Below are 18845 nucleotides of genomic sequence, written 5' to 3'. Positions count from 1 at the left end.
AGCTTCAGCTCGTGCAGGCACTCGAAGTACGCGATCTCCGGCTGGTAGCCCGCCTCGGTCAGCGTCTCGAACCCGGCCTTCACCAGCGCCGCCGTACCACCGCAGAGCACGGCCTGCTCACCGAACAGGTCGGTCTCCGTCTCCTCGGTGAACGTGGTCTTGATGACCCCGGCCCGCGTCCCGCCGATCGCCTTCGCGTACGACAGCGCCAGCGCCAGCCCGTTGCCCGAGGGGTCCTGCTCGACCGCCACGATGCACGGAACACCGCGGCCCTCCTCGTACTGACGGCGCACCAGGTGCCCCGGGCCCTTCGGCGCGACCATGCACACGTCCACATCCGCCGGCGGCGTGATGAAACCGAACCGGATGTTCAGACCGTGCCCGAAGAACAGCGCATCCCCGGCCTTCAGGTTGTCCCGGACCGACTCCTCGTAGACCTGCGCCTGGATCGGGTCCGGAACCAGGATCATGATCACATCGGCCTCGGCGGACGCCTCGGACGGGCTCACCACCCGAAGCCCCTGCTCCTCGGCCTTCACCCTGGACTTCGAGCCCTCGTGCAGACCCACCCGGACATCGACACCCGAGTCACGCAGCGACAACGCGTGCGCGTGCCCCTGACTCCCGTAACCGATGACCGCGACCTTACGGCCCTGGATGATGGACAGGTCGGCGTCGGCGTCGTAGAACAGCTCGGCCACTGGGTTTCTCCTTGGTGTGCAGGTGTTGCGTCCCACCGTACGGCGGGGTGCGTCAGATACGTTTTCTGGTCTCGCCATACGAACGGCGAGGCGGCGGGGCCGGTTGCGGCCTCTACGCCGTGCGGTCGAGGGCGCGCAGCGACCGGTCGGTGATCGAGCGCGCGCCACGGCCTATGGCGATGGTGCCGGACTGGACCAGCTCCTTGATGCCGTACTGCTCCAGCATCTTGAGCATGGCCTCCAGCTTGTCCGTACCGCCGGTCGCCTCGATCGTGACGGCCTCCGGGGAGACGTCCACGGTCTTGGCGCGGAACAGCTTGACGATCTCGACGATCTGGGAGCGGGTCTCGTTGTCGGCGCGGACCTTCACCAGGACGAGTTCGCGCTGGATCGCAGCGGAGTGCTCGAGTTCGACGATCTTCAGGACGTTGACCAGCTTGTTGAGCTGCTTGGTCACCTGCTCCAGGGGCAGTTCCTCGACACTCACCACGATGGTGATGCGGGAGATGTCGGGGTGTTCGGTGGTACCGACCGCGAGCGAGTCGATGTTGAACCCGCGGCGGGAGAACAGGGCGGTGATCCGGGCGAGGACACCGGGCTTGTTCTCGACCAGGACGGAGAGCGTGTGCTTGGTGGACATGACGTCGGTCTCTCTCTGTCTCTCAGTCGTCTTCGTTGTCGCCGAAGTCGGGGCGCACCCCGCGGGCGGCCATGACCTCGTCGTTGGAGGTGCCCGCGGCGACCATCGGCCACACCATGGCGTCCTCGTGGACGATGAAGTCGATCACGACGGGGCGGTCGTTGATGGAGTTGGCCTCTTCGATGGCCTTGTCCAGGTCGGCCGGGTCCTCGCAGCGGATGGCGTGGCAGCCCATGGCCTCGGACAGCTTGACGAAGTCCGGGACGCGGGTGCCCTTCGCCGGGACGCCCTCGGTGTCCGCGCCGGAGTGCAGCACGGTGTTGGAGTACCGCTGGTTGTAGAACAGGGTCTGCCACTGGCGGACCATCCCGAGGGCGCCGTTGTTGATGATCGCGACCTTGATCGGGATGTTGTTGAGCGCGCAGGTGGTGAGTTCCTGGTTGGTCATCTGGAAGCAGCCGTCGCCGTCGATCGCCCAGACGGTGCGGTCCGGCATGCCGGCCTTGGCGCCCATCGCGGCGGGGACCGCGTACCCCATCGTTCCGGCGCCGCCGGAGTTCAGCCAGGTGGCGGGCTGCTCGTACTGGATGAAGTGCGAGGCCCACATCTGGTGCTGGCCTACGCCCGCCGCGAAGATGGTGCCCTCGGGGGCGAGCTGGCCGATGCGCTGGATGACCTGCTGCGGCGAGAGGCTCCCGTCCTCGGGCAGGTCGTAGCCGAGCGGGTAGGTCTCGCGCCAGCGGCTCAGGTCCTTCCACCATGCCGTGTAGTCGCCGACGCGGCCCTCGGTGTGCTCGGCCTGGACGGCCTGGACCAGATCGGCCAGGACCTCGCGGGCGTCACCGACGATCGGGACGTCGGCGGCACGGTTCTTGCCGATCTCGGCGGGGTCGATGTCGGCGTGGACGACCTTGGCGTACGGGGCGAAGCTGTCCAGCCTGCCGGTGACCCGGTCGTCGAAACGGGCTCCGACGGCGACGATCAGGTCGGCCTTCTGGAGCGCGGTGACGGCGGTGACCGCACCGTGCATGCCCGGCATTCCGACGTGCAGCGGGTGGCTGTCGGGGAACGCGCCGAGCGCCATCAGGGTGGTGGTGACGGGCGCTCCGGTCAGTTCGGCGAGGACCTTCAGCTCGGCGGTGGCCCCGGCCTTGATGACGCCGCCGCCGACGTACAGCACCGGGCGCGCGGCCTGGGTGATCAGTTTGGCGGCCTCGCGGATCTGCTTGGCGTGCGGCTTGGTGACCGGGCGGTAGCCGGGCAGGTCCAGGGTGGGCGGCCAGCTGAAGGTGGTCCGCGCCTGGAGGGCGTCCTTGGCGATGTCGACCAGGACGGGGCCCGGACGGCCGGTGGAGGCGATGTGGAAGGCCTCGGCGATCGTGTGCGGGATGTCCTCGGCCTTGGTGACCAGGAAGTTGTGCTTGGTGATCGGCATGGTGATGCCGCAGATGTCCGCTTCCTGGAAGGCGTCCGTGCCGATCGCCTTGGAGACGACCTGGCCGGTGATCGCGACCATCGGGACGGAGTCCATGTAGGCGTCGCCGATCGGGGTGACCAGGTTGGTGGCACCGGGGCCGGAGGTGGCCATGCAGACACCGACCTTGCCGGTGGCCTGGGCGTAACCGGTGGCGGCGTGTCCGGCGCCCTGCTCGTGGCGGACCAGCACGTGACGGACCCGGGTGGAGTCCATCATCGGGTCGTACGCCGGAAGGATGGCGCCGCCGGGAATGCCGAATACCGTGTCGGCCCCCACCTCCTCAAGGGAGCGGATGAGGGACTGCGCGCCCGTGACGTGCTCAACGATGGCGGCGGACGATCCGCCGTTACGGGCCCGCGGCTGGGGATGGTGGGCCCCGGTGGCCTGCTCGGTCATCGGCATTCTCTTCTCGAAGCTGAGGGTTTCTGCGGGTGTTTTGCGACAGTTTGCGTGGTGCCGGTGCAACAAAAAACCCCTCGTGCCGCGAGGCAAGCGAGGGGAGCGCGTCGGTGTGGGTCTGCGGAGTGCCGTGCGGGACTCAGCTTCAGCCGACGCGCTGTCCAAGTACGAGAATTCGGGTGCGCATGGCATTGACCCTCTCTCCGACGCACTCGCGATGTCAAGTGGGTGGGACGGGCGTCTCAGCATGTGATCCACTGAGGAGGGGAACGGGGCTGCCGGTCAGGACCGGCTGCGCCAGGTTGCCGCCGGGCACCGGGAACTCCCCGCGGGCCAGCGCGCGGCGCAGCCGGTACTCGTCGAGCGGCCCGGAGAAGGCCATGCCCTGGCCGTGCGTGCAGCCCATGGCGCGCAGCGCGAGGACCTGCTCCGGGACGTCGACCCCGTCCGCGACCGACTGGAGGCCGAGGTCGCAGGCGATACGCAGCAGCCCGCTGGTGATCTTGTGCAGCCGGGCGGACTCCACCACACCCTCGACCAGCCCCCGGTCCAGTTTCAGTACGTCGATGGGGAGCCTGCGCAGGGCGTTGATCGCGGCGTAGCCGCTGCCGAAGCCGTCGAGCGCGATACGGACCCCGATGCGGCGCAGGGCCACCAGACGCTGCTCCAGTTCGTCGAAGGAGATCCGGGGGTCGTTGTCGGCGACCTCGATCATCAGCGCGCCGGAGGGCAGGCCGTGCCGGGTGAGCAGCGCTTCGACGGATCCGGACGGCATGCCTTTGTCGAGGAGGCGGCGGGCGGAGAGCCGTACGGCGACGGAGACCGGGTGCCCGGCCCTGGCCCGCTCGGCGGCCTGCTCGACGGCCTCTTCGAGGAGCCAGCGGCCGAGCTCGGCCGTGCGGTCGCTGTCCTCGGCGACGCGGAGGAACTCCGCCGGGGTGAAGAGGATGCCCTGGGCGGAGCGCCAGCGGGCCTGGGCGGAGACAGCGGCGACGCTGCCGCTGGCGAGGTGCACGACGGGCTGGTGGAGCAGGGCGAACTCGCCGTCGCGCAGGGCGGTGCGCAGCCGGGCGGCCAGCTCGGAGCGGCGTACGACGTCGGCCTGCATCTGCGGGGCGTACAGCTCGACGCGGTCCTTGCCGCCCGCCTTGGCGCGGTACATGGCGAGGTCGGCGTTGCGCATGAGGTCGCTGGGGCTGATGCCGGGTTCGGCGAAGGCGACCCCGATGGACGCGGCCACCCGGACGTCCCCGGTGCCGATCCGGTAGGGCTGGGAGAGGGTGAGGCGCAGCCGGTCGGCGATCTCGTGGACCTGGCACTCCCGGGCGGGCTGGTCGCGGGTGCCGTCGCCCAGGATGATCGCGGCGAACTCGTCGCCGCCGAGGCGGGCCGCGGTGTCTCCGGCCCGGACGGATTCGTGGAGGCGGCGGGCGGCCTGGATGAGGAGTTCGTCGCCCGCCTGGTGCCCGAGGCGGTCGTTGACCGCTTTGAATCCGTCGAGGTCGATGAAGAGCACGGCGGTGCCGGGGTCGCCGGAGCGGCGGCCGCCGAGGGCCTGGCGCACCCGCTTGGTGAACAGCGCGCGGTTGGGCAGGTCGGTGAGCGGGTCGTGCTCGGCGTTGTGCTGCAACTGGGCCTGGAGGCGGACCCGTTCGGTCACGTCGCGGCTGTTGAGGATCAGCCCGCCCTGGTGGCGGTTGACGGTGGACTCGACGTTGAGCCAGTCGCCCGTACCGGATCTGAAGCGGCACTCGATCCGGGTGGTGGGCTCTTCGCTGGGCGGGGTGGCGAGGAAGCGGCGGACTTCGTGGATCACCCGCCCCAGGTCCTCGGGGTGGATGATCGAGGAGAGCTCGGCCCCGACCAGCTCCTCGGCCTCGCGCCCGTAGACCCCGGCGGCGGCGGGGCTGACGTAGCGCAGCACCCCGGTGGGGGCGGCGATCATGATGACGTCGCTGGAGCCCTGCACCAGGGAGCGGAAGTGGTTCTCCTTCTGCGCCAGTTCCTGGGTGAGGGCGATGTTGTCGACGAGCATGATGCCCTGCCGGACGACCAGGGCGAGCACCACCGTGCAGCCGGTGAAGATCACGACGCGGTCCACCCGGCGGCCCTCGATGGCGTTGTAGAGGATGCCGAGGGTGCAGACGGCTGCGGCGAGGTAGGGCGTCAGCGCGGCCAGGGAGCCCGCGATGGGGCGGCTGACGGACGGGGTGCCGCGGGGCGGCGGGACGATGCTGTCCGCGGCCCGGTTGGCGCCCCAGGGGGCGTAGGCGAGGAGCAGCGAGCCGGCGAACCATCCCGCGTCGAGCATCTGGCCGGAATGGTAGGTCTGGCGCAGCAGTGGCGAGGTGAACAGGGCGTCGGACAGTACGGTCAGGGCGAGTGCGGCGACGGCGGTGTTCACCGCGGAGCGGTTCACGCTGGAGCGGCGGAAGTGCAGGGCCAGCACCATGGAGACCAGCACGATGTCGAGGAGCGGATAGGCCAGCGCGAGTGCCACCCGGGCGACGCTCACGCCCTCGGCGTCCACCAGATGCGCGGTGTGGGCGAGGGCGAGGCTCCAGGAGAGCGTGAGGAGCGATCCGCCGATCAGCCAGGCGTCCAGCGCGAGGCAGAGCCAGCCGGCTCGGGTGACGGGGCGTTTGGCGAGGACGAGCAGCCCGACGATGGCGGGCGGCGCGAAACAGAGGAACAGCAGGTCGGCCAGGGAGGGTGTGGGCACCGGGAGCCCGAGCACCACCTCGTACCAGCCCCAGACCGCGTTGCCCGCGGAGGCCATGAACGAGGAGAGCGCGAAGAGCAGCCAGGCGGGCCGGAACCGGCTGCTGCCCTCCCGCGCGTAGCGGTAGCAGGAGACGGCGGCCACCAGCGCGGCCGCGCTGAGACCGAAGTCCCCCATGAACAGGGCCAGTTGCGAAGAGCCCCAGCCGAAGGCCGAGCCCACGGCGTACCCGGCCCAGACGACACCGAGAAGGATCTGCCAGAGCAGCGGGGACACGCTGCCCGCGGCCGACCTCCGGGAGAGCAGCGCCCCGAGGGCGTCGGCCGGCGCGCTCACCGGGGCGCCCCCGGCATCGCCTCGTACGCCGGCCCCCGTCGGCTGTCTGGTGGTGTCGGATCGTGCGCCCATCGCCCGTGCATCGCCCGTCGCCCCCTCGCGTCGTCGCGTCCTCCCCGGCGCCGTCCCTCCACTCCGCGGCTCAGCGCCCCTTTCGGGACGATACACCAGACTCGTCACGCAGGGACATAGTTCCTCTACTCTCCGTGACGACCAGGGAGGTTGTCCTGTACGGTGCGCGACCGCGGCCCTTCACTGCGTGGTCAGCCGGTGGTGAGCACCAGGTTCCGCACCGGCTCCCCCGCCGCGAACCGCCCCAGTTGCGCGGCCAGCAGACGCCTGGCGCGCGGGAGGAAGGCCGAGGAGCTGCCGCCCACGTGCGGGGTGATCAGGACGTGGGGAGCATGCCAGAGCGGGTGGCCGGGCGGCAGGGGTTCCGGGTCGGTGACGTCGAGCGCGGCACGCAGTCGGCCGGACTCCAGTTCGGCCAGCAGGGCCTCGGTGTCGACGACGCCGCCCCGGGCGACGTTCACCAGCAGGGCCCCGTCCCGCATCGCGGCGAGGAACCCTGCGTCGACCAGCCCTTGCGTGGACGGGTTCAGCGGGGTGGACAGCACGACGACATCGGCCTCGGGCAGCAGCCCCGGCAGTTCGCCGAGCGCGTGCACGGGGCCGCGTGCGGATGCCCGCGCGGAGCGTGCGACGCGCACCACCCGCGCGCACTCGAAGGGCGCGAGCCGGTCCTCGATGGCGGCGCCGATCGACCCGTACCCCACGATCAGTACGGATCTGTCGGCGAGCGCCGGGTAGAAGCCGGACCGCCACTCCTCCGCGTCCTGGCCGCGCACGAAACCCGCAACGCCGCGCAGGGAGGAGAGGATCAGGGTGAGGGCGAGCTCCGCGGTGGACGCCTCGTGGACCCCCTTGGCGTTGCAGAGCCTCACCCCGGCGGGCAGCACGCCGAGCCCCGGCTCGACGTGGTCGATGCCCGCGGTCAGCGTCTGCACGACCTGGACGCCCGTCATCCCGGCGAGCGGCCGCACCGAGACGGCGGACCCCTTCATGTACGGCACGACGTAGAAGGCGCAGTCGGCGGGATCGGCCGGGAAGTCCGGTCCGCCGTCCCAGAACCGGTACGTGAGCCCCCCGGGGAGCCCGTCGATCTCACCGGCCGGGAACGGCAGCCACACCTCGGGCGTCTTCGCCGGGGCGGGGCCGTCGGGAGTGTTCGTCGAAGTCATGGTCAGGAGGCTAATCGCCGCCGGGAGGGTGATCGCCGGAGGCCGTGCGAGGAGCGGTGGACGGCAGAGGTTACTTTGGGGTGTGCGGTGCGGTCCCGCGACGGCGGGGCATCGGCCCGGTTCGGCGGTGGGCCCGGGGAGGATCGGGGAGTTGGAGCGCAGGAGTCTCGGTGCGGCGGCGCTCGCCGTGGGGGCGGTCGGTCTCGGCTGCATGCCGATGAGCTGGGCGTACAGCGCCTCGCAGCAGCGCGGTGACCGTGCGTTGCGTACGGTGCACGCCGCGCTCGACGCGGGCGTCCAACTGCTCGACACGGCCGACATGTACGGACCGTTCACCAACGAGCTGCTGGTCGGCCGGGCGTTGAAGGGCCGCAGGCCGGACGCGTTCATCTCCACCAAGTGCGGTCTGCTGGTGGGTGATCAGCACATCGTGGCCAATGGCCGTCCCGGCTATGTGCGGCGGGCCTGCGATGCGTCGCTGCGCCGGCTCCAGACCGATGTGATCGATCTGTACCAGCTGCACCGGGCCGATCCCGAGGTGCCGGTCGAGGAGACCTGGGGCGCGATGGCGGATCTGGTGACCGCCGGGAAGGTGCGGGCACTGGGGCTCTGCGCGGTCGGAGCGCGAGCCTCACGGCGGCCCGGATCGCGCATGTATGACGAAACGATCCGTCAGCTGGAGCGGGTGCAGCAGGTCTTCCCGGTGAGCGCGGTGGAGGCGGAGCTGTCGGTCTGGTCACCGGAGCCGCTGGAGTCCCTGCTGCCGTGGTGTGCCTCGCGCGGGGTGGGACTGCTGGCGGCGATGCCGCTGGGGAGCGGCTATCTGACGGGCACGCTGACGCCGGGACAGGGCTTCGAGCCGGAGGACCTGCGGGCCCGGCACCCCCGGTTCACGGCGGAGATGATGGCGGCGAACCAGCCGGTGGTCGTGGGGCTGCGGCGGATCGCCGAGCGGCACGGGGCGACTGCCGCGCAGGTGGCGCTGGCCTGGGTGCTGCGGCAGGGGCCGCACGTGGTGCCGGTGCCGGGGACCAAGCGGGAACGCTGGGCGGTGGAGAACGCGGGGGCGTCCCGGCTGACGCTGACCCCCCGGGACATGGCGGAGATCGCCGCGCTGCCCCGGGCGCGGAGATCGTGGGACTGAGGCCCGGCCTTCCGGCTCCCGGTGACCGGTTCCCCGGACCTGGGGCGGGTGCGCGGGGTAGGAACGGTGGTCAGGTGTCCGTCGAAGGGATCGGTGCTCGCAGTGCGCGGTGTTCTGTTCGGATCTGTACGCAACCCTGCCGGGCGGAGGGGGCGCCGGGGGCCGGTCGGCGCGGTGATGACCGCGCTGGCGGCCGGGTCACTGGTGCTGACCGCGGGCTGCTCCCCGGACGGGGGCCCTGGCGCGGCGGGCACGGCGAGCCCGCCGCCCGCCTCACACCCGGCTTCGGCCCCGCCCTCTCCCTCCGCCTCGCCCCGGACACCGCCCGCGAAGGGTTCGGTGAAGGTGGTGTCGACGCTCACCGGGGGCCTGGACTCGCCCTGGGGTCTCGCGGCACTCCCCGACGGCGATCTGCTGGTCTCCTCCCGCGTCAAGGGCACGATCACCCGGATCGACGGCGAGAGCGGCAAGAAGACCCTGCTGGGTTCGGTGCCGGGAGTGTCGCCCGCCGGAGAGGGCGGGCTGCTGGGGATCGCCGTCGCCCCTACGTACGGTGCGGACCACATGGTGTACGCGTACTTCACGACCGAGTCCGACAACCGCATCGCCCGGATGCAGTACGACGAGGACGGCGGGACACCGGGTCAGCTGCTCGGCGCGCCGGACACGATTCTGCGCGGCATCCCGAAGGGGTCGGTCCACAACGGCGGACGGATCGCCTTCGGCCCGGACCGGATGCTGTACGCGGGGACCGGTGAGACGGGGGACACCGGGCTCGCGCAGGACAAGGAGTCACTGGCCGGGAAGATCCTGCGGATGAGCCCGGACGGACAGCCGGTGCACGGCAATCCGGCGGCCGACTCCGTGGTGTATTCGTACGGGCACCGCAATGTGCAGGGGCTGGCCTGGGACGGGGAAGGACGGCTGTGGGCGTCCGAGTTCGGCCAGGACACCTGGGACGAACTGAACCGGATCGTTCCGGACGGCGACTACGGCTGGCCGAAGGCCGAGGGCAGGACGCGGGAGAAGGGGTTCGTCGGTCCCGTGGCGCAGTGGAAGACGTCCCAGGCGTCCCCCAGCGGGATCGCCTTCGCCCAGGGGTCGGTCTGGATGGCCGGGCTGCGCGGTGAGCGGCTCTGGCGGATCCCGCTCTCCGGCGGCGAGCGGGAACCCTTCGCCGCGCCGCAGTCGTTCCTGAAAGGAACGTACGGCCGCCTGCGCACCGTGCTCGCCGCGGGTGACGACTCGCTCTGGCTGGTCACCAGCAACACGGACACCCGGGGCACCCCGAAGCCGGGGGACGACAGGATCCTGCTGCTGACGGTGCGGTAGCCGGACGGCGGGAGGGAGTGCGCCGGGTGTTCGGCCTGCCTCTTCGGGGAACTCCTCGCGCCGGGCGGCGAGCACACCTCCGGCGAGCAGAAGCGGCCGGAGCTGTCCCGGGCGGCTCTCGGCGTCGGCGGCCCGAGGCCCGCAGGCCCGGTCCGATGGACCTGGCCTGCGGGAAGGCGGTGGTCAGGGCGCCCGGCGCGGACCTGGAGTCCGGTCCGCACGCGGCGCCGGACGCTCCCGGCGAGGGGCCGGGCGCCCCCGGCGTTCAGGGGTGAGCACCGCGGGCGCCCGGCCGTCGTACATCAGCTCGTCCGTCTGATCCTGGCTCCGGTGATCGTTCCGTCGCGCACCGTGTAGGTGCCGGTGTACGTGTGCCGGGCACCGTCCGTCTGGTCCGCGGTGATCTCCACGTAGACGGTGTCCCCGTCGGTGGCCGTCACGGAGACGGTGTCGCTCTGCGTCCCCGCGAAGCCGGACTCGAACGCGGAGTAGCTCGCGCTGAGGTTCTTGCCTCCGAGGTCCCAGGCCGTGGAGTAGTCCCCGCTGTTGATCGCGCCGTAGTAGCTCCGCACCGTCTCCGCCGGGCCTTCGGCGGGCGGATCCTCCTCCTGGGCCGGCGGGTCGTACGGGTCGCTCGTGTACGGATCGGGATCGTACGTGCCGGGATCGTACGTGCCGCTCCCGTACGGGTCCGCGGTGCTGGGGTCCGCGTCGCCGGTGGCTGACGAGGGCGGCTCGGACGACGTGGTGAAGGTGGTCCCCCCGCCCCCGGCACCGTCGTCGCGCGACCGCATCCAGACCGCCGCCCCCGCCACCGCGAGCAGGAGGAGGACGAGGACCCCCACGATCAGCACGCGGGAGAGGTCACTGTCGGGCGGCGGCTGTCCGCTGCCGGGGGACGGCTGTCCGCTGCCCGTCCCCGGTACCCAGCGCTGCCCCTCCGCGTCCCACTGATTCATCGCGAGCCGCTCCTCATCCGCTCAGCTGGGCGATCGCCTGGACCACGGCGGCGGCCGAGGCGAGCCCCGCCGCCGCGGTCGCACCGGCCTCCAGCCGGTCCCGGAGCCAGCGCAGCCGGTCCCGGCTCACCCGGCCGTCACGGTCCGTCCCCTCCTCGACCTCCGCGAGTCCCGCGTCGAGTTCCGCGATCTCGTCGGTCCGGGTGAGCACCCCCAGGTGTCCCCTCAGGGCGGCGACGGCCGCGAGCAGTTCGGGCGGCACGGCGACCAGTTGCCGGGAGGAGTCCACCGCCCGTGAGTCGTCCCCCGAGGCCACCGCCCCGCCCGTCATCGTGCCGATGCCGATGCCGCCCGCGACGACGGGCGGGGCGGGCGCCGCGGCGGGCGGGTGGGCCGCCGCGGGTTCCCCGACGCGCTGTCCCTGGTCCTCCGCGTGTGCGCGGGCGCCGGCCGCCGCGGCGCCGCCGGTCATCAGGCCGATGGAGATCCCGCCGGGCGCCGGGCCCGCCGCCACCGCGCGGTCCCCCCGGCCGTCCTGGTCCTCCGTGCCGTCGCCGTGGCCGCCGTCCCTGCTGTTCTCCGTCACCGGATGTCTCCCTTCTTATGGCTCGCCGAGGCACCTTCGCCCGTGGCGACCGCGCCTCCGTGCATCGTTCCGATGAACACCCCGCCCCCGCTGACGGTGACGACCTGGCGTTCGAAGTCACCGGTCTCGTAGTCCTTCGCCCGCAGCGCCTCGCGCACCCCGCTGGCGATCCGGTCCTGCACCGTCCGCACGTACCGCTTGACGTCCATCTCCTGGAACACCGACAGTTCGGCGGTGCTGCCCAGCTCCCGTACGGAGGCGACCGGTCCGTCGGGGAACGCGCGGCGCGGGTTGGCCAGCCAGGTGCGGAACTCCGCCACGACCGTTCCCGTCAGGGAGGTCGCCGCGGCGAAGTTGGCGGTGGGTGTCGCGAGCACGGCGCGGACCGCGTCGCGGAGCGAGTCGGGCTCGCCGCGCGCCTCGATCACGTCGACGGCCCGGAACTCGGGCCGTACCGGGGTGAGGACGTGCGGGACGACCTCCAGGACGAGCATGCCGCCCTGGGTGTGGACGCGTACGAGCACCGAGACCACGACCTGCTCGTCCCATGCCCCGACCCGGATGCGCAGGAAGTGGCGGCGCCCCTCCGCGCCCTCGCCCACCGCCTGGGCGACGTGCCGGTCGGCGGTCTGCGGGCTGTAGTCGACGTCCCAGCGGGCCGCACCGGTCGGGAGGTAGACGAACTCCGCGACCTCCAGCGCGCGCAGCCGGTCCCGTCCGGAGGCCGCGGCGGAGGTGCGCAGGGCTTCCAGCTGCGGCTTGATGAGGTCGATGACCTCGCGGCCGGTGAGCGGACCGGCCGCCATGTCCGGCCCCGGCCCCGGCCGCGGGCCGGGCACCCCGCCCGCCTGTTCGCCGCCCCGCTTCTTCAGCTCCATCACCAGCGACCACGGCTCTTCGTAGGGCTTCCCGGCGCCGATGAAGGGACGGAAGGGGTCATAGATCGTGAGGGCCGCGTACTGCTCGCGTGCGATGGCCCCGCCGATGCGCCGGTAGCGGACGGTGTCGGGCAGTTCCTCGCGCGGCATCTCAGGGAAGGACTCGGCACCCAGCTCCGTACGCATGACCGCCGTGACATGGCTGCGGTACGCCCACACCGGCAGCGTCAGCAGGGCGGGGAAGAGCACCGCCGCCCAGGCGTCGGCCCCGCCGAGCAGGGCGAACAGCGCGGCGGCCCAGTACCCGAGCGCCGCGACGGCGGGCACGACCGGGAGCAGCATCTTCAGCCGGCCGCGGGTGGCCTGCTCGACCATCCGCCGGTCCAGGGTGAAGAGCGCGACCCCCAGTCCGGTCGCGACGCGCACGGCTCCCAGAAGGGCGCAGACCAGTGCGTAGGCCAGCCACCAGGGCAGGGGCAGCAGCTGCTCTGAACCGACGCCCGCGAATCCCAGCACGATGAACAGGACCCACACGACCAGCAGCATGAGTGCGGTCCGCACCTCCGCGCGGCGGGCGCGCAGCGCGTGGGCGAGGACCGGCACCGCGTCGATGCCCAGTGAGGGAGCGACCGGGCGCTCCTCGTGCAGGACGAGCTCCTGGATCACGCGCCCCCGGAAGTCGCTGTCGAGATGGACCCCCGCGCACAGCAGCCGTGTGGCGTCGCTGCGCATCCCCTCGTACGGCGCGGCTCCCTGGCGCTTCGCGCCGCTGTCGCGCGGGACCGGTCGCCCGTCCCTCCCGCGCCCGTTCCCCGTGCGCGGGCCGTTCGCCGCTGTTTCCTCCGTCATGCTCCGCTCCCCTTCGTGCCGCGGGTGACACCGGCTCCGGCCTCGAAGGCGGCCGTGAGCCGGGGTACGTAGTCGGCGAAGGCGGCGGCCCAGCAGCCGTAGTTGTGGCCGCCGTTGCACTGGGGCGAGAGCGACGCGCCGTCGCCGTAGTCGACGAGCCGGCTCTTCAGACCGAGCGCGTCCATGCGGGACTTGACGTTCCTGGAGGCGATCGCGGTGTAGTGGTCGATCAGGTCGTTGTCACCGGTGTAGAGGGTGACGTCGGTGGCGGCGAGCCTGGCCAGGTTGACCGGGGCGGCCGGGTCGACCGCCTTCCAGATCCGGTCCGCGTCGAACACCGGGTACGGGGATCCGAAGATCGCGTCGCTGTCGACGACGGGCCCGTAACCGGTGCACTCGCCGGTACCGGAGGTGCTCACGGCGCACCAGGCACCGGTGATGTTGAGTTCCGTGGCCAGGACGGCCGCGCGTACTTCCGCCATGCCGAAGTCGATGCCGCCGGAGAGCGCGGCGGCGTGGCCGAAGAGGTCGGGGCGGGCCTCGGCGTAGCGCAGGGCACCGAAACCGCCCATCGACAGACCGGTGACGGCCCGGTGGCCCCGGTCGGCGAGGGTACGCAGGTTCGCGTCGATGAAGGGGACGACCTGCTTCAGGTGGAAGGACTCCCAGTTCGCCTTGCCCTCGGCGGTGTTCTGCATGAGCCAGTCGGCGTACCAGCCCTTCCGGCCGCCGTCCGGTACGACGGTGATCATCGAGTCCGAGCGCAGCGCGGGGACGGCCGCGGCGTCGTCCGGGCTTCCCGGGCCGCCGTGCAGGAAGTACGTCACCGGCCAGCGTTTGTCCGGCTGGGTGCGGTAGCCGCTGGGCAGGAAGATACGGATCTTGTGCTGTCCGGAGAGCTGCGGGGTGGTGACGGTGATGGTGAAGTCGGTGTCCGAGTGCACCTGGGTGCCTCCGGCGACCTGGGTCAGGCCGAACCCGTCGGTCAGCACGGGAGGGGCGGCGCCGTCGGCGTGGGCGAGCGGGGCGGTGAGGGTCGCGGTCACGGTCAGCGCGGCGGCGGCCACGGCCGTCCTCGTCCGTGCGCGCCAGGTGGCGGGAAGCGGCATTCTCATCGGGTGTCCTCTCGGGAACGGGTGAGCGGGTGCGCTCGCGGATGCTCGGGAGCTCTCGTGGACGAGCGGGTGGCGGTGCGGTGGTTCAGAGCGCGCAGAACGCGTCGCTCCTGGCCCGGTCCGCGCGGATCCGCCCAGGCGTACCGCTGACCAGGTGGTACTCGTTGTTCGCGTGCAGCACCTGCTCGGTGCCGTGCTCGTTGCCCAGCCAGCCGGCGAAGCAGCCGAGCACCGCGCCGTTGTGTCTCCAGGCCCACGTGCCGCAGGGCAGCTTCGTGTGTGAGGTGCCCAACCCGTAGGTGACGCCGTCGGATACGGGAACCGTAGTCTTGAGCTCTGCCATCTGGGCGGGCTTCAGTAGCTTTCCGGCCATAAGCGCCCGGGAGAACCTGGCCATGTCGTCCAGGGTCGGCGCCAACGCCCCGGCGCTGCCGCATACCTGCACGTTGGACGCCGTGCCGTCGTGGATGAACAGCGTCCGGATCACGTACCCGTGCAGGTGGTTGCCGCGGAGCGCGGGGTCGGAGGCGGGGAGGGCGGTGTCGCGCGGACCGGGCGGTCCGATGACGCGCCGCTGGACCTCCGTGGCCGGTTCCGAGCCGGTGACAGCCTTGATCACCCCGCCGGCGAGCAGGTAGCCGGTGGTGGCACAGCCGCGTCTCTCGCCCGGCTCGGACGTCGGCGCGTGCCTGCCGAGGGCGACATCGACGAGGTTCTGCGGCGGGAAAACCTCCCTCGGACTGGTGGTGAGGACGTACGGTCCGCTGATCTGGAGGGCCTGGAAGCAGTCGGGCAGGCCCGAGGCGTGGTCGAGCAGCTGACGGATCGTGATCCCCGAACCGTCGTAGCCGTTGGTGCGGGCCGCCGCTGGCAGCCCGCGGGCCACGGTGTCGTCCAGCGAGAGCTTCTTCTCCTCCTCCAGCTGAAGGAGGAGAAGGGGGAGATGCACGCCTGGGTATTGCCGCAGACCTGGTACGCGGCCTTCGGGTCGGCGGGACCTTGTCGACGAGGTCGCCGACGCCCGCGTGCACGTACGGGGCGCTGTCGCCCTGCCTGACCAGGCCGGTCGCGCCCGGGTATCCGTCGGTGACGCCCTGCCGGGGCTCCCGCCAGGAGGATGCCGTCCGGGCTCCGCGCGTCGGCGGTGGTCGGGAAGCCGACGGCCGGGGCCGCGGCGGTGGCCGGGCCGGCCCCGGTGACCAGCGGGCGGGCCGCGGTCGCCGTGGCTGTACCGCATGCGTTGAGCTTCCCCATTCCCTTTCCTTTCTCTTCGGACCGGTGGCCGTTCCGCGCCTGTCCGGTGGGAGGTGGCCGCGTCTCAGTGACGGCACGCGGCCGCGAGGATCAGCAGGAGGACGAGAATTCCCGCGGCCTGGAGACAGCCGGAACTTCCCTGCGGGTTCCTCCGGTTAGTCTCCACATGGCCACCGGCGAGAATTCCCGGATGCTTCTTGGCGTAATGCTCCAATTGCCGCTTGGCGCCTTCGGACTCGGCGAGCCACGCCGTCTTGAATCCGCATTCGCCGCACCAGAACCGGAAGGCCATGTCAACTCCTCATGAGTCGTGGCAGGAGCTAAGGGCTGGCCCGTCATCCCTGGTGGATCAGCGTGCGGCGTCAGACGCGGTGCCTCGCACGGCGGGGGGACGCCCGAATACCGGATGTATCCGGGCGCTCCGCCAACGCGGCGAGGTGCCGTGGCTGTCGTCGCACGCCCGCCAGGGATGACGGGACAGCCCTTAGCCATGAGAGGTGGTCAGGTCCGGCGCCGGGCCGGTCCGGGCCCGTGGCTCCCCTTCGTGCCACGGGTTCCCGGCGGGTGCGCCGCCCCGTGTCGGCACTCCTCGCCGGGCACCACCGATCGTGCTGTTCACGCCAATCGGCGTACAGGACATGCGACCGGCCATATATGACCGGTCGCCGCCGGTAGGGTCGTCGCGACCGCGCACGGGGGTGGGAGGGACGTCGAAGTGGCGGATCAGCTCGGCACGTTGTTGCGCCGACTGCGTCATCGGGCCGGACTGACGCAGGAGCGGCTGGCGGAGCGGTCCGGGCTGAGCGTGCGTACGATCCGCAGACTGGAGACCGGCAGATCCGGCGACTACCGGCTGGGCACGGTGGAGGCGCTGGCGGACGCGCTGGGGGCGGGGACCGAGGACCGGCAGCGGCTCGTGGCCACGCTCGCGGGACCGGCCGGCCCATCCGCTGCGGCGGCCTTCCCCTCTCCGGACCCCGCTCCCGTTGCCGATTCCGTGCGGAATTCCGGAACGGATACGGATACGGATACGGATACGGCATCCGGGCCGCATTCCGCGCCCGTTCCCGCACCCCGGAATCCTTCCGTCCCCGCCTCCGCCCCCATGCACCATGAGGTAAAAGCCGCCGCCGATGAACTGGCTCAGGAAATCCGGCGGCGCTGGAAGCGCGAGGAGGAACACCGCCGGGTGCACGACCCCTTTCCGCTTCCGGTGCGCTGGCGGGACGCTCCCGATTCGCTGACCGACCATGCGGAGAACATCCAGCGCCTGCCACCGGGAGCGGTTCCCGGCCGCGTGGATCTGAGCGGCGACCTGGGCAGCGTGGCCGAGGTGTACCGGCGCATCCTGTCCGGACGGCTGGTGGTGCTGGGCCGGGCCGGGTCCGGCAAGTCGGTCCTGACGATCAGGTTCGTCCTGGACCGGCTGGCGGCCCGCCAGCCGCGGGAACGGGTGCCGGTGCTCTTCAGCGTCGGTTCCTGGGATCCCACGGCCGTCGCGCTGCGGGACTGGCTGATCGACCGGCTGCTCCGCGACCACCCGCATCTCACCCGCCGGGCCCCTGACGGGGCGACGCTGGCCGCCGCGCTGGTCGACGCGGATCTCGTGCTGCCGGTCCTGGACGGCTTCGACGAGATCGCGGAAGGGCTGCGCGGTGCGGCCCTGGAGGTGCTCAACGCCACCTCGGTCCCGCTCGTCCTGACCAGTAGGCGCGACGAGTTCGCCGAGGCCGTCGAGAAGGTCCGGGCCCCGCTGGTCTGGGCCGCCGGGATCGAGCTGACCGATCTCACCCTCGACGACCTCGACGACTACCTGCCCCGGACGGCCCGGCCGGTCCCGCGTGACGACGGCGGGAGCTCAGCGGTCTGGACCGTCGTACTGGACCGGCTGCGCGCCGCGCCAAAGGACACCAGCACCCCTCTGGCCAGGGTTCTGAGCACCCCGCTGATGATCGTGCTGGCGCGGACGATGTACAGCGACTCCCCTGACCGGAACCCCTCGGACCTGCTGGACACCGAGCTGTTCCCCGACGAGAACACCCTGGAGGAGCATCTGCTGGCGGGCTTCGTGCCGACGGTCTACCGGCGCCGCGTCGCCGAGCGGAGCGCCAGTGGCCGCCGGGAGCGGCAGCGCGACCCTGGGCGCGCCGAGCACTGGCTCGGTTATCTCGCCCACCACCTCGCCCGCTCCGACCGCGACCAGCAGGACCTCGCGTGGTGGCGGATCGGCGATTCACTGCGGCTGTCCACCCGGCTGCTGGCGGTGATGACGGCCTCGGCGCTCTGCCTCGCGCTCGCCGACTGGGGCGTCAGCCTGATCTACCTGCCTTATCCGAACGGTGAGGTCGTCCTGGTGGGCGGTTCGATGGGGGTGGTCGCGGGCCTCGCCTTCGGGTGCGTCCACGCGGTCCTGGTCCGGCCTGGCACCACGGCCTTCGAACCCGCCCGTGTGCGGCTGCGGCTGGCCGGGACGCGTACTGGGGCCGGCCGCGGACCGGTGCGTACGTTCGCCGTCCGGTTCGGCGCCGTGCTGCCGGGCGGGTTCATCATGGGCGTCGGTTACGCTTCCGCCCTCGCCGTCCAGCGCTGGCTGTTCTACGGAGTCCCGCTCACCAACGAGCTGGTGATCAAGGGCGTGCTCATCAACATGCTGGTCTTCGGCCTGATCTTCGGGACGGGCGCGGGGCTGGTCTTCGGGATCATGGCCGCGTTCGAAGCGCCGCTGGACGTCGCCTCGGCGGCCACCCCGGCCGGTCTGCTGGCCTCGAACCGGGCGACGGTGGTCCGGCAGGTGCTCGTCCTGGCCCCGATGCTCACCCTGGCGATCGCCCTGGGCGGCCGGGTGTTCGCCGGGCTGCTCGACGGAATTCTCGGGCCGCTGTCCTGGACCCTGACGGACGCGCTGTCCATCGGTGCCATCGGCGGGCTCGGCGGCGCCTGCTCGTACGCGCTCTCGTTCACCGCCTGGGGGCGCTGGCTGGTCCTGTCGCGGGTGTGGCTGCCGCTGACCGGCCGGCTGCCCTGGGACACGGTGGCCTTCCTGGACGACGCGTACCGCCGGGGTGTGCTGCGGCAGGCCGGGGCGGTGTACCAGTTCCGGCACATCCGGCTCCAGCACCACCTGGCCCGTTCGTACCGCGAGCACCAGCGCGGCTACGCACCGGCCAGCTTCGGCTCCGAGCCGTAGGAGCCCGGCCCGCTCTCAGGGCCGG

14 protein-coding genes are annotated in these 18845 nt (G+C 71.9%); 3 read left to right on the top strand and 11 right to left on the bottom strand.

The window, feature by feature from the left end; translation table 11 throughout:
* The 5 genes from ilvC to ACFVWY_RS32715 form a co-directional block, all read right to left on the bottom strand.
* Window positions 1-701, bottom strand: a 701-nt coding sequence (gene ilvC / locus ACFVWY_RS32735) for a ketol-acid reductoisomerase (RefSeq protein ID WP_389878543.1), incomplete at its 3' end; no start/stop codon positions are given.
* A gap of 112 nt (window positions 702-813) precedes the next feature.
* A complete protein-coding gene (gene ilvN, locus ACFVWY_RS32730; RefSeq protein ID WP_389878542.1) occupies window positions 814-1341 on the bottom strand; it encodes an acetolactate synthase small subunit in 528 nt (175 codons plus the stop codon).
* 22 nt (window positions 1342-1363) lie between these two features.
* Window positions 1364-3220, bottom strand: coding sequence for an acetolactate synthase large subunit (locus ACFVWY_RS32725; RefSeq protein WP_389878541.1), 1857 nt, complete (start codon window positions 3218-3220; stop codon window positions 1364-1366).
* A gap of 217 nt (window positions 3221-3437) precedes the next feature.
* Complete coding sequence (locus ACFVWY_RS32720; protein ID WP_389878539.1) at window positions 3438-6275, bottom strand: putative bifunctional diguanylate cyclase/phosphodiesterase; 2838 nt, start codon at window positions 6273-6275, stop codon at window positions 3438-3440.
* Between the two features lie 263 nt (window positions 6276-6538).
* Window positions 6539-7516 carry a 2-hydroxyacid dehydrogenase gene (locus ACFVWY_RS32715; protein ID WP_389878538.1) on the bottom strand — a complete coding sequence of 326 codons (978 nt, stop codon included), beginning with the start codon at window positions 7514-7516 and terminating at the stop codon, window positions 6539-6541.
* 187 nt (window positions 7517-7703) lie between these two features.
* On the opposite strand from ACFVWY_RS32715, the gene ACFVWY_RS32710 reads away from it, so the two are divergent.
* Together ACFVWY_RS32710 and ACFVWY_RS32705 are read left to right on the top strand one after the other, a co-directional pair.
* On the top strand, window positions 7704-8660 hold the full coding sequence (locus ACFVWY_RS32710; RefSeq protein WP_389878548.1) for an aldo/keto reductase: 957 nt from the start codon (window positions 7704-7706) through the stop codon (window positions 8658-8660).
* Between the two features lie 177 nt (window positions 8661-8837).
* Complete coding sequence (locus ACFVWY_RS32705) at window positions 8838-9992, top strand: PQQ-dependent sugar dehydrogenase (protein ID WP_389878547.1); 1155 nt, start codon at window positions 8838-8840, stop codon at window positions 9990-9992.
* A 302-nt stretch (window positions 9993-10294) separates the two neighbouring features.
* Here the strand turns inward: ACFVWY_RS32705 and ACFVWY_RS32700 are convergent, their stop codons facing one another.
* From ACFVWY_RS32700 to ACFVWY_RS32675, 6 genes are all read right to left on the bottom strand, one after another.
* Window positions 10295-10951, bottom strand: a complete 657-nt coding sequence (locus ACFVWY_RS32700) for a hypothetical protein (protein WP_389878537.1) — start codon at window positions 10949-10951, stop codon at window positions 10295-10297.
* A gap of 13 nt (window positions 10952-10964) precedes the next feature.
* Window positions 10965-11537: a hypothetical protein gene (locus ACFVWY_RS32695; RefSeq protein ID WP_389878536.1), complete on the bottom strand. Its 573-nt coding sequence runs from the start codon at window positions 11535-11537 to the stop codon at window positions 10965-10967.
* Window positions 11534-13264 carry a hypothetical protein gene (locus tag ACFVWY_RS32690; protein WP_389878535.1) on the bottom strand — a complete coding sequence of 577 codons (1731 nt, stop codon included), beginning with the start codon at window positions 13262-13264 and terminating at the stop codon, window positions 11534-11536. Before ACFVWY_RS32690 ends, ACFVWY_RS32695 begins: the two co-directional genes overlap by 4 nt.
* On the bottom strand, window positions 13261-14379 hold the full coding sequence (locus ACFVWY_RS32685; protein ID WP_389878534.1) for an alpha/beta hydrolase: 1119 nt from the start codon (window positions 14377-14379) through the stop codon (window positions 13261-13263). Before ACFVWY_RS32685 ends, ACFVWY_RS32690 begins: the two co-directional genes overlap by 4 nt.
* 85 nt (window positions 14380-14464) lie before the next feature.
* The gene (locus ACFVWY_RS32680; protein ID WP_389878533.1) at window positions 14465-15328 is read right to left on the bottom strand and encodes a serine hydrolase domain-containing protein; all 864 of its coding nucleotides are present in this window, start codon (window positions 15326-15328) and stop codon (window positions 14465-14467) included.
* Between the two features lie 369 nt (window positions 15329-15697).
* Window positions 15698-15925, bottom strand: coding sequence for a hypothetical protein (locus ACFVWY_RS32675; protein WP_389878532.1), 228 nt, complete (start codon window positions 15923-15925; stop codon window positions 15698-15700).
* Window positions 15926-16348: 423 nt separating this feature from the next.
* Here ACFVWY_RS32675 and ACFVWY_RS32670 point away from each other — a divergent pair, with 423 nt between their 5' ends.
* Window positions 16349-18820 carry a helix-turn-helix domain-containing protein gene (locus tag ACFVWY_RS32670; RefSeq protein WP_389878531.1) on the top strand — a complete coding sequence of 824 codons (2472 nt, stop codon included), beginning with the start codon at window positions 16349-16351 and terminating at the stop codon, window positions 18818-18820.
* Window positions 18821-18845: the final 25 nt, after the last annotated feature.

The sequence above is a fragment of the Streptomyces sp. NPDC058195 genome (assembly GCF_042883525.1).
GTDB lineage: Bacteria > Actinomycetota > Actinomycetes > Streptomycetales > Streptomycetaceae > Streptomyces.
Note: the sequence above shows the minus strand (reverse complement) of the source record. Positions and strands in the feature narration are given on the sequence as shown.

What these genes read in the sequence shown, in the direction of transcription:
- ilvN (WP_389878542.1), bottom strand. Translation starts at nt 1,341, where the DNA reads ATGTCCACCAAGCACACGCTCTCCGTCCTGGTCGAGAACAAGCCCGGT.
- ACFVWY_RS32725 (WP_389878541.1), bottom strand. Translation starts at nt 3,220, where the DNA reads ATGCCGATGACCGAGCAGGCCACCGGGGCCCACCATCCCCAGCCGCGG.
- ACFVWY_RS32715 (WP_389878538.1), bottom strand. Translation starts at nt 7,516, where the DNA reads ATGACTTCGACGAACACTCCCGACGGCCCCGCCCCGGCGAAGACGCCC.
- ACFVWY_RS32705 (WP_389878547.1), top strand. Translation starts at nt 8,838, where the DNA reads ATGACCGCGCTGGCGGCCGGGTCACTGGTGCTGACCGCGGGCTGCTCC.
- ACFVWY_RS32700 (WP_389878537.1), bottom strand. Translation starts at nt 10,951, where the DNA reads ATGAATCAGTGGGACGCGGAGGGGCAGCGCTGGGTACCGGGGACGGGC.
- ACFVWY_RS32690 (WP_389878535.1), bottom strand. Translation starts at nt 13,264, where the DNA reads ATGACGGAGGAAACAGCGGCGAACGGCCCGCGCACGGGGAACGGGCGC.
- ACFVWY_RS32685 (WP_389878534.1), bottom strand. Translation starts at nt 14,379, where the DNA reads ATGAGAATGCCGCTTCCCGCCACCTGGCGCGCACGGACGAGGACGGCC.
- ACFVWY_RS32675 (WP_389878532.1), bottom strand. Translation starts at nt 15,925, where the DNA reads ATGGCCTTCCGGTTCTGGTGCGGCGAATGCGGATTCAAGACGGCGTGG.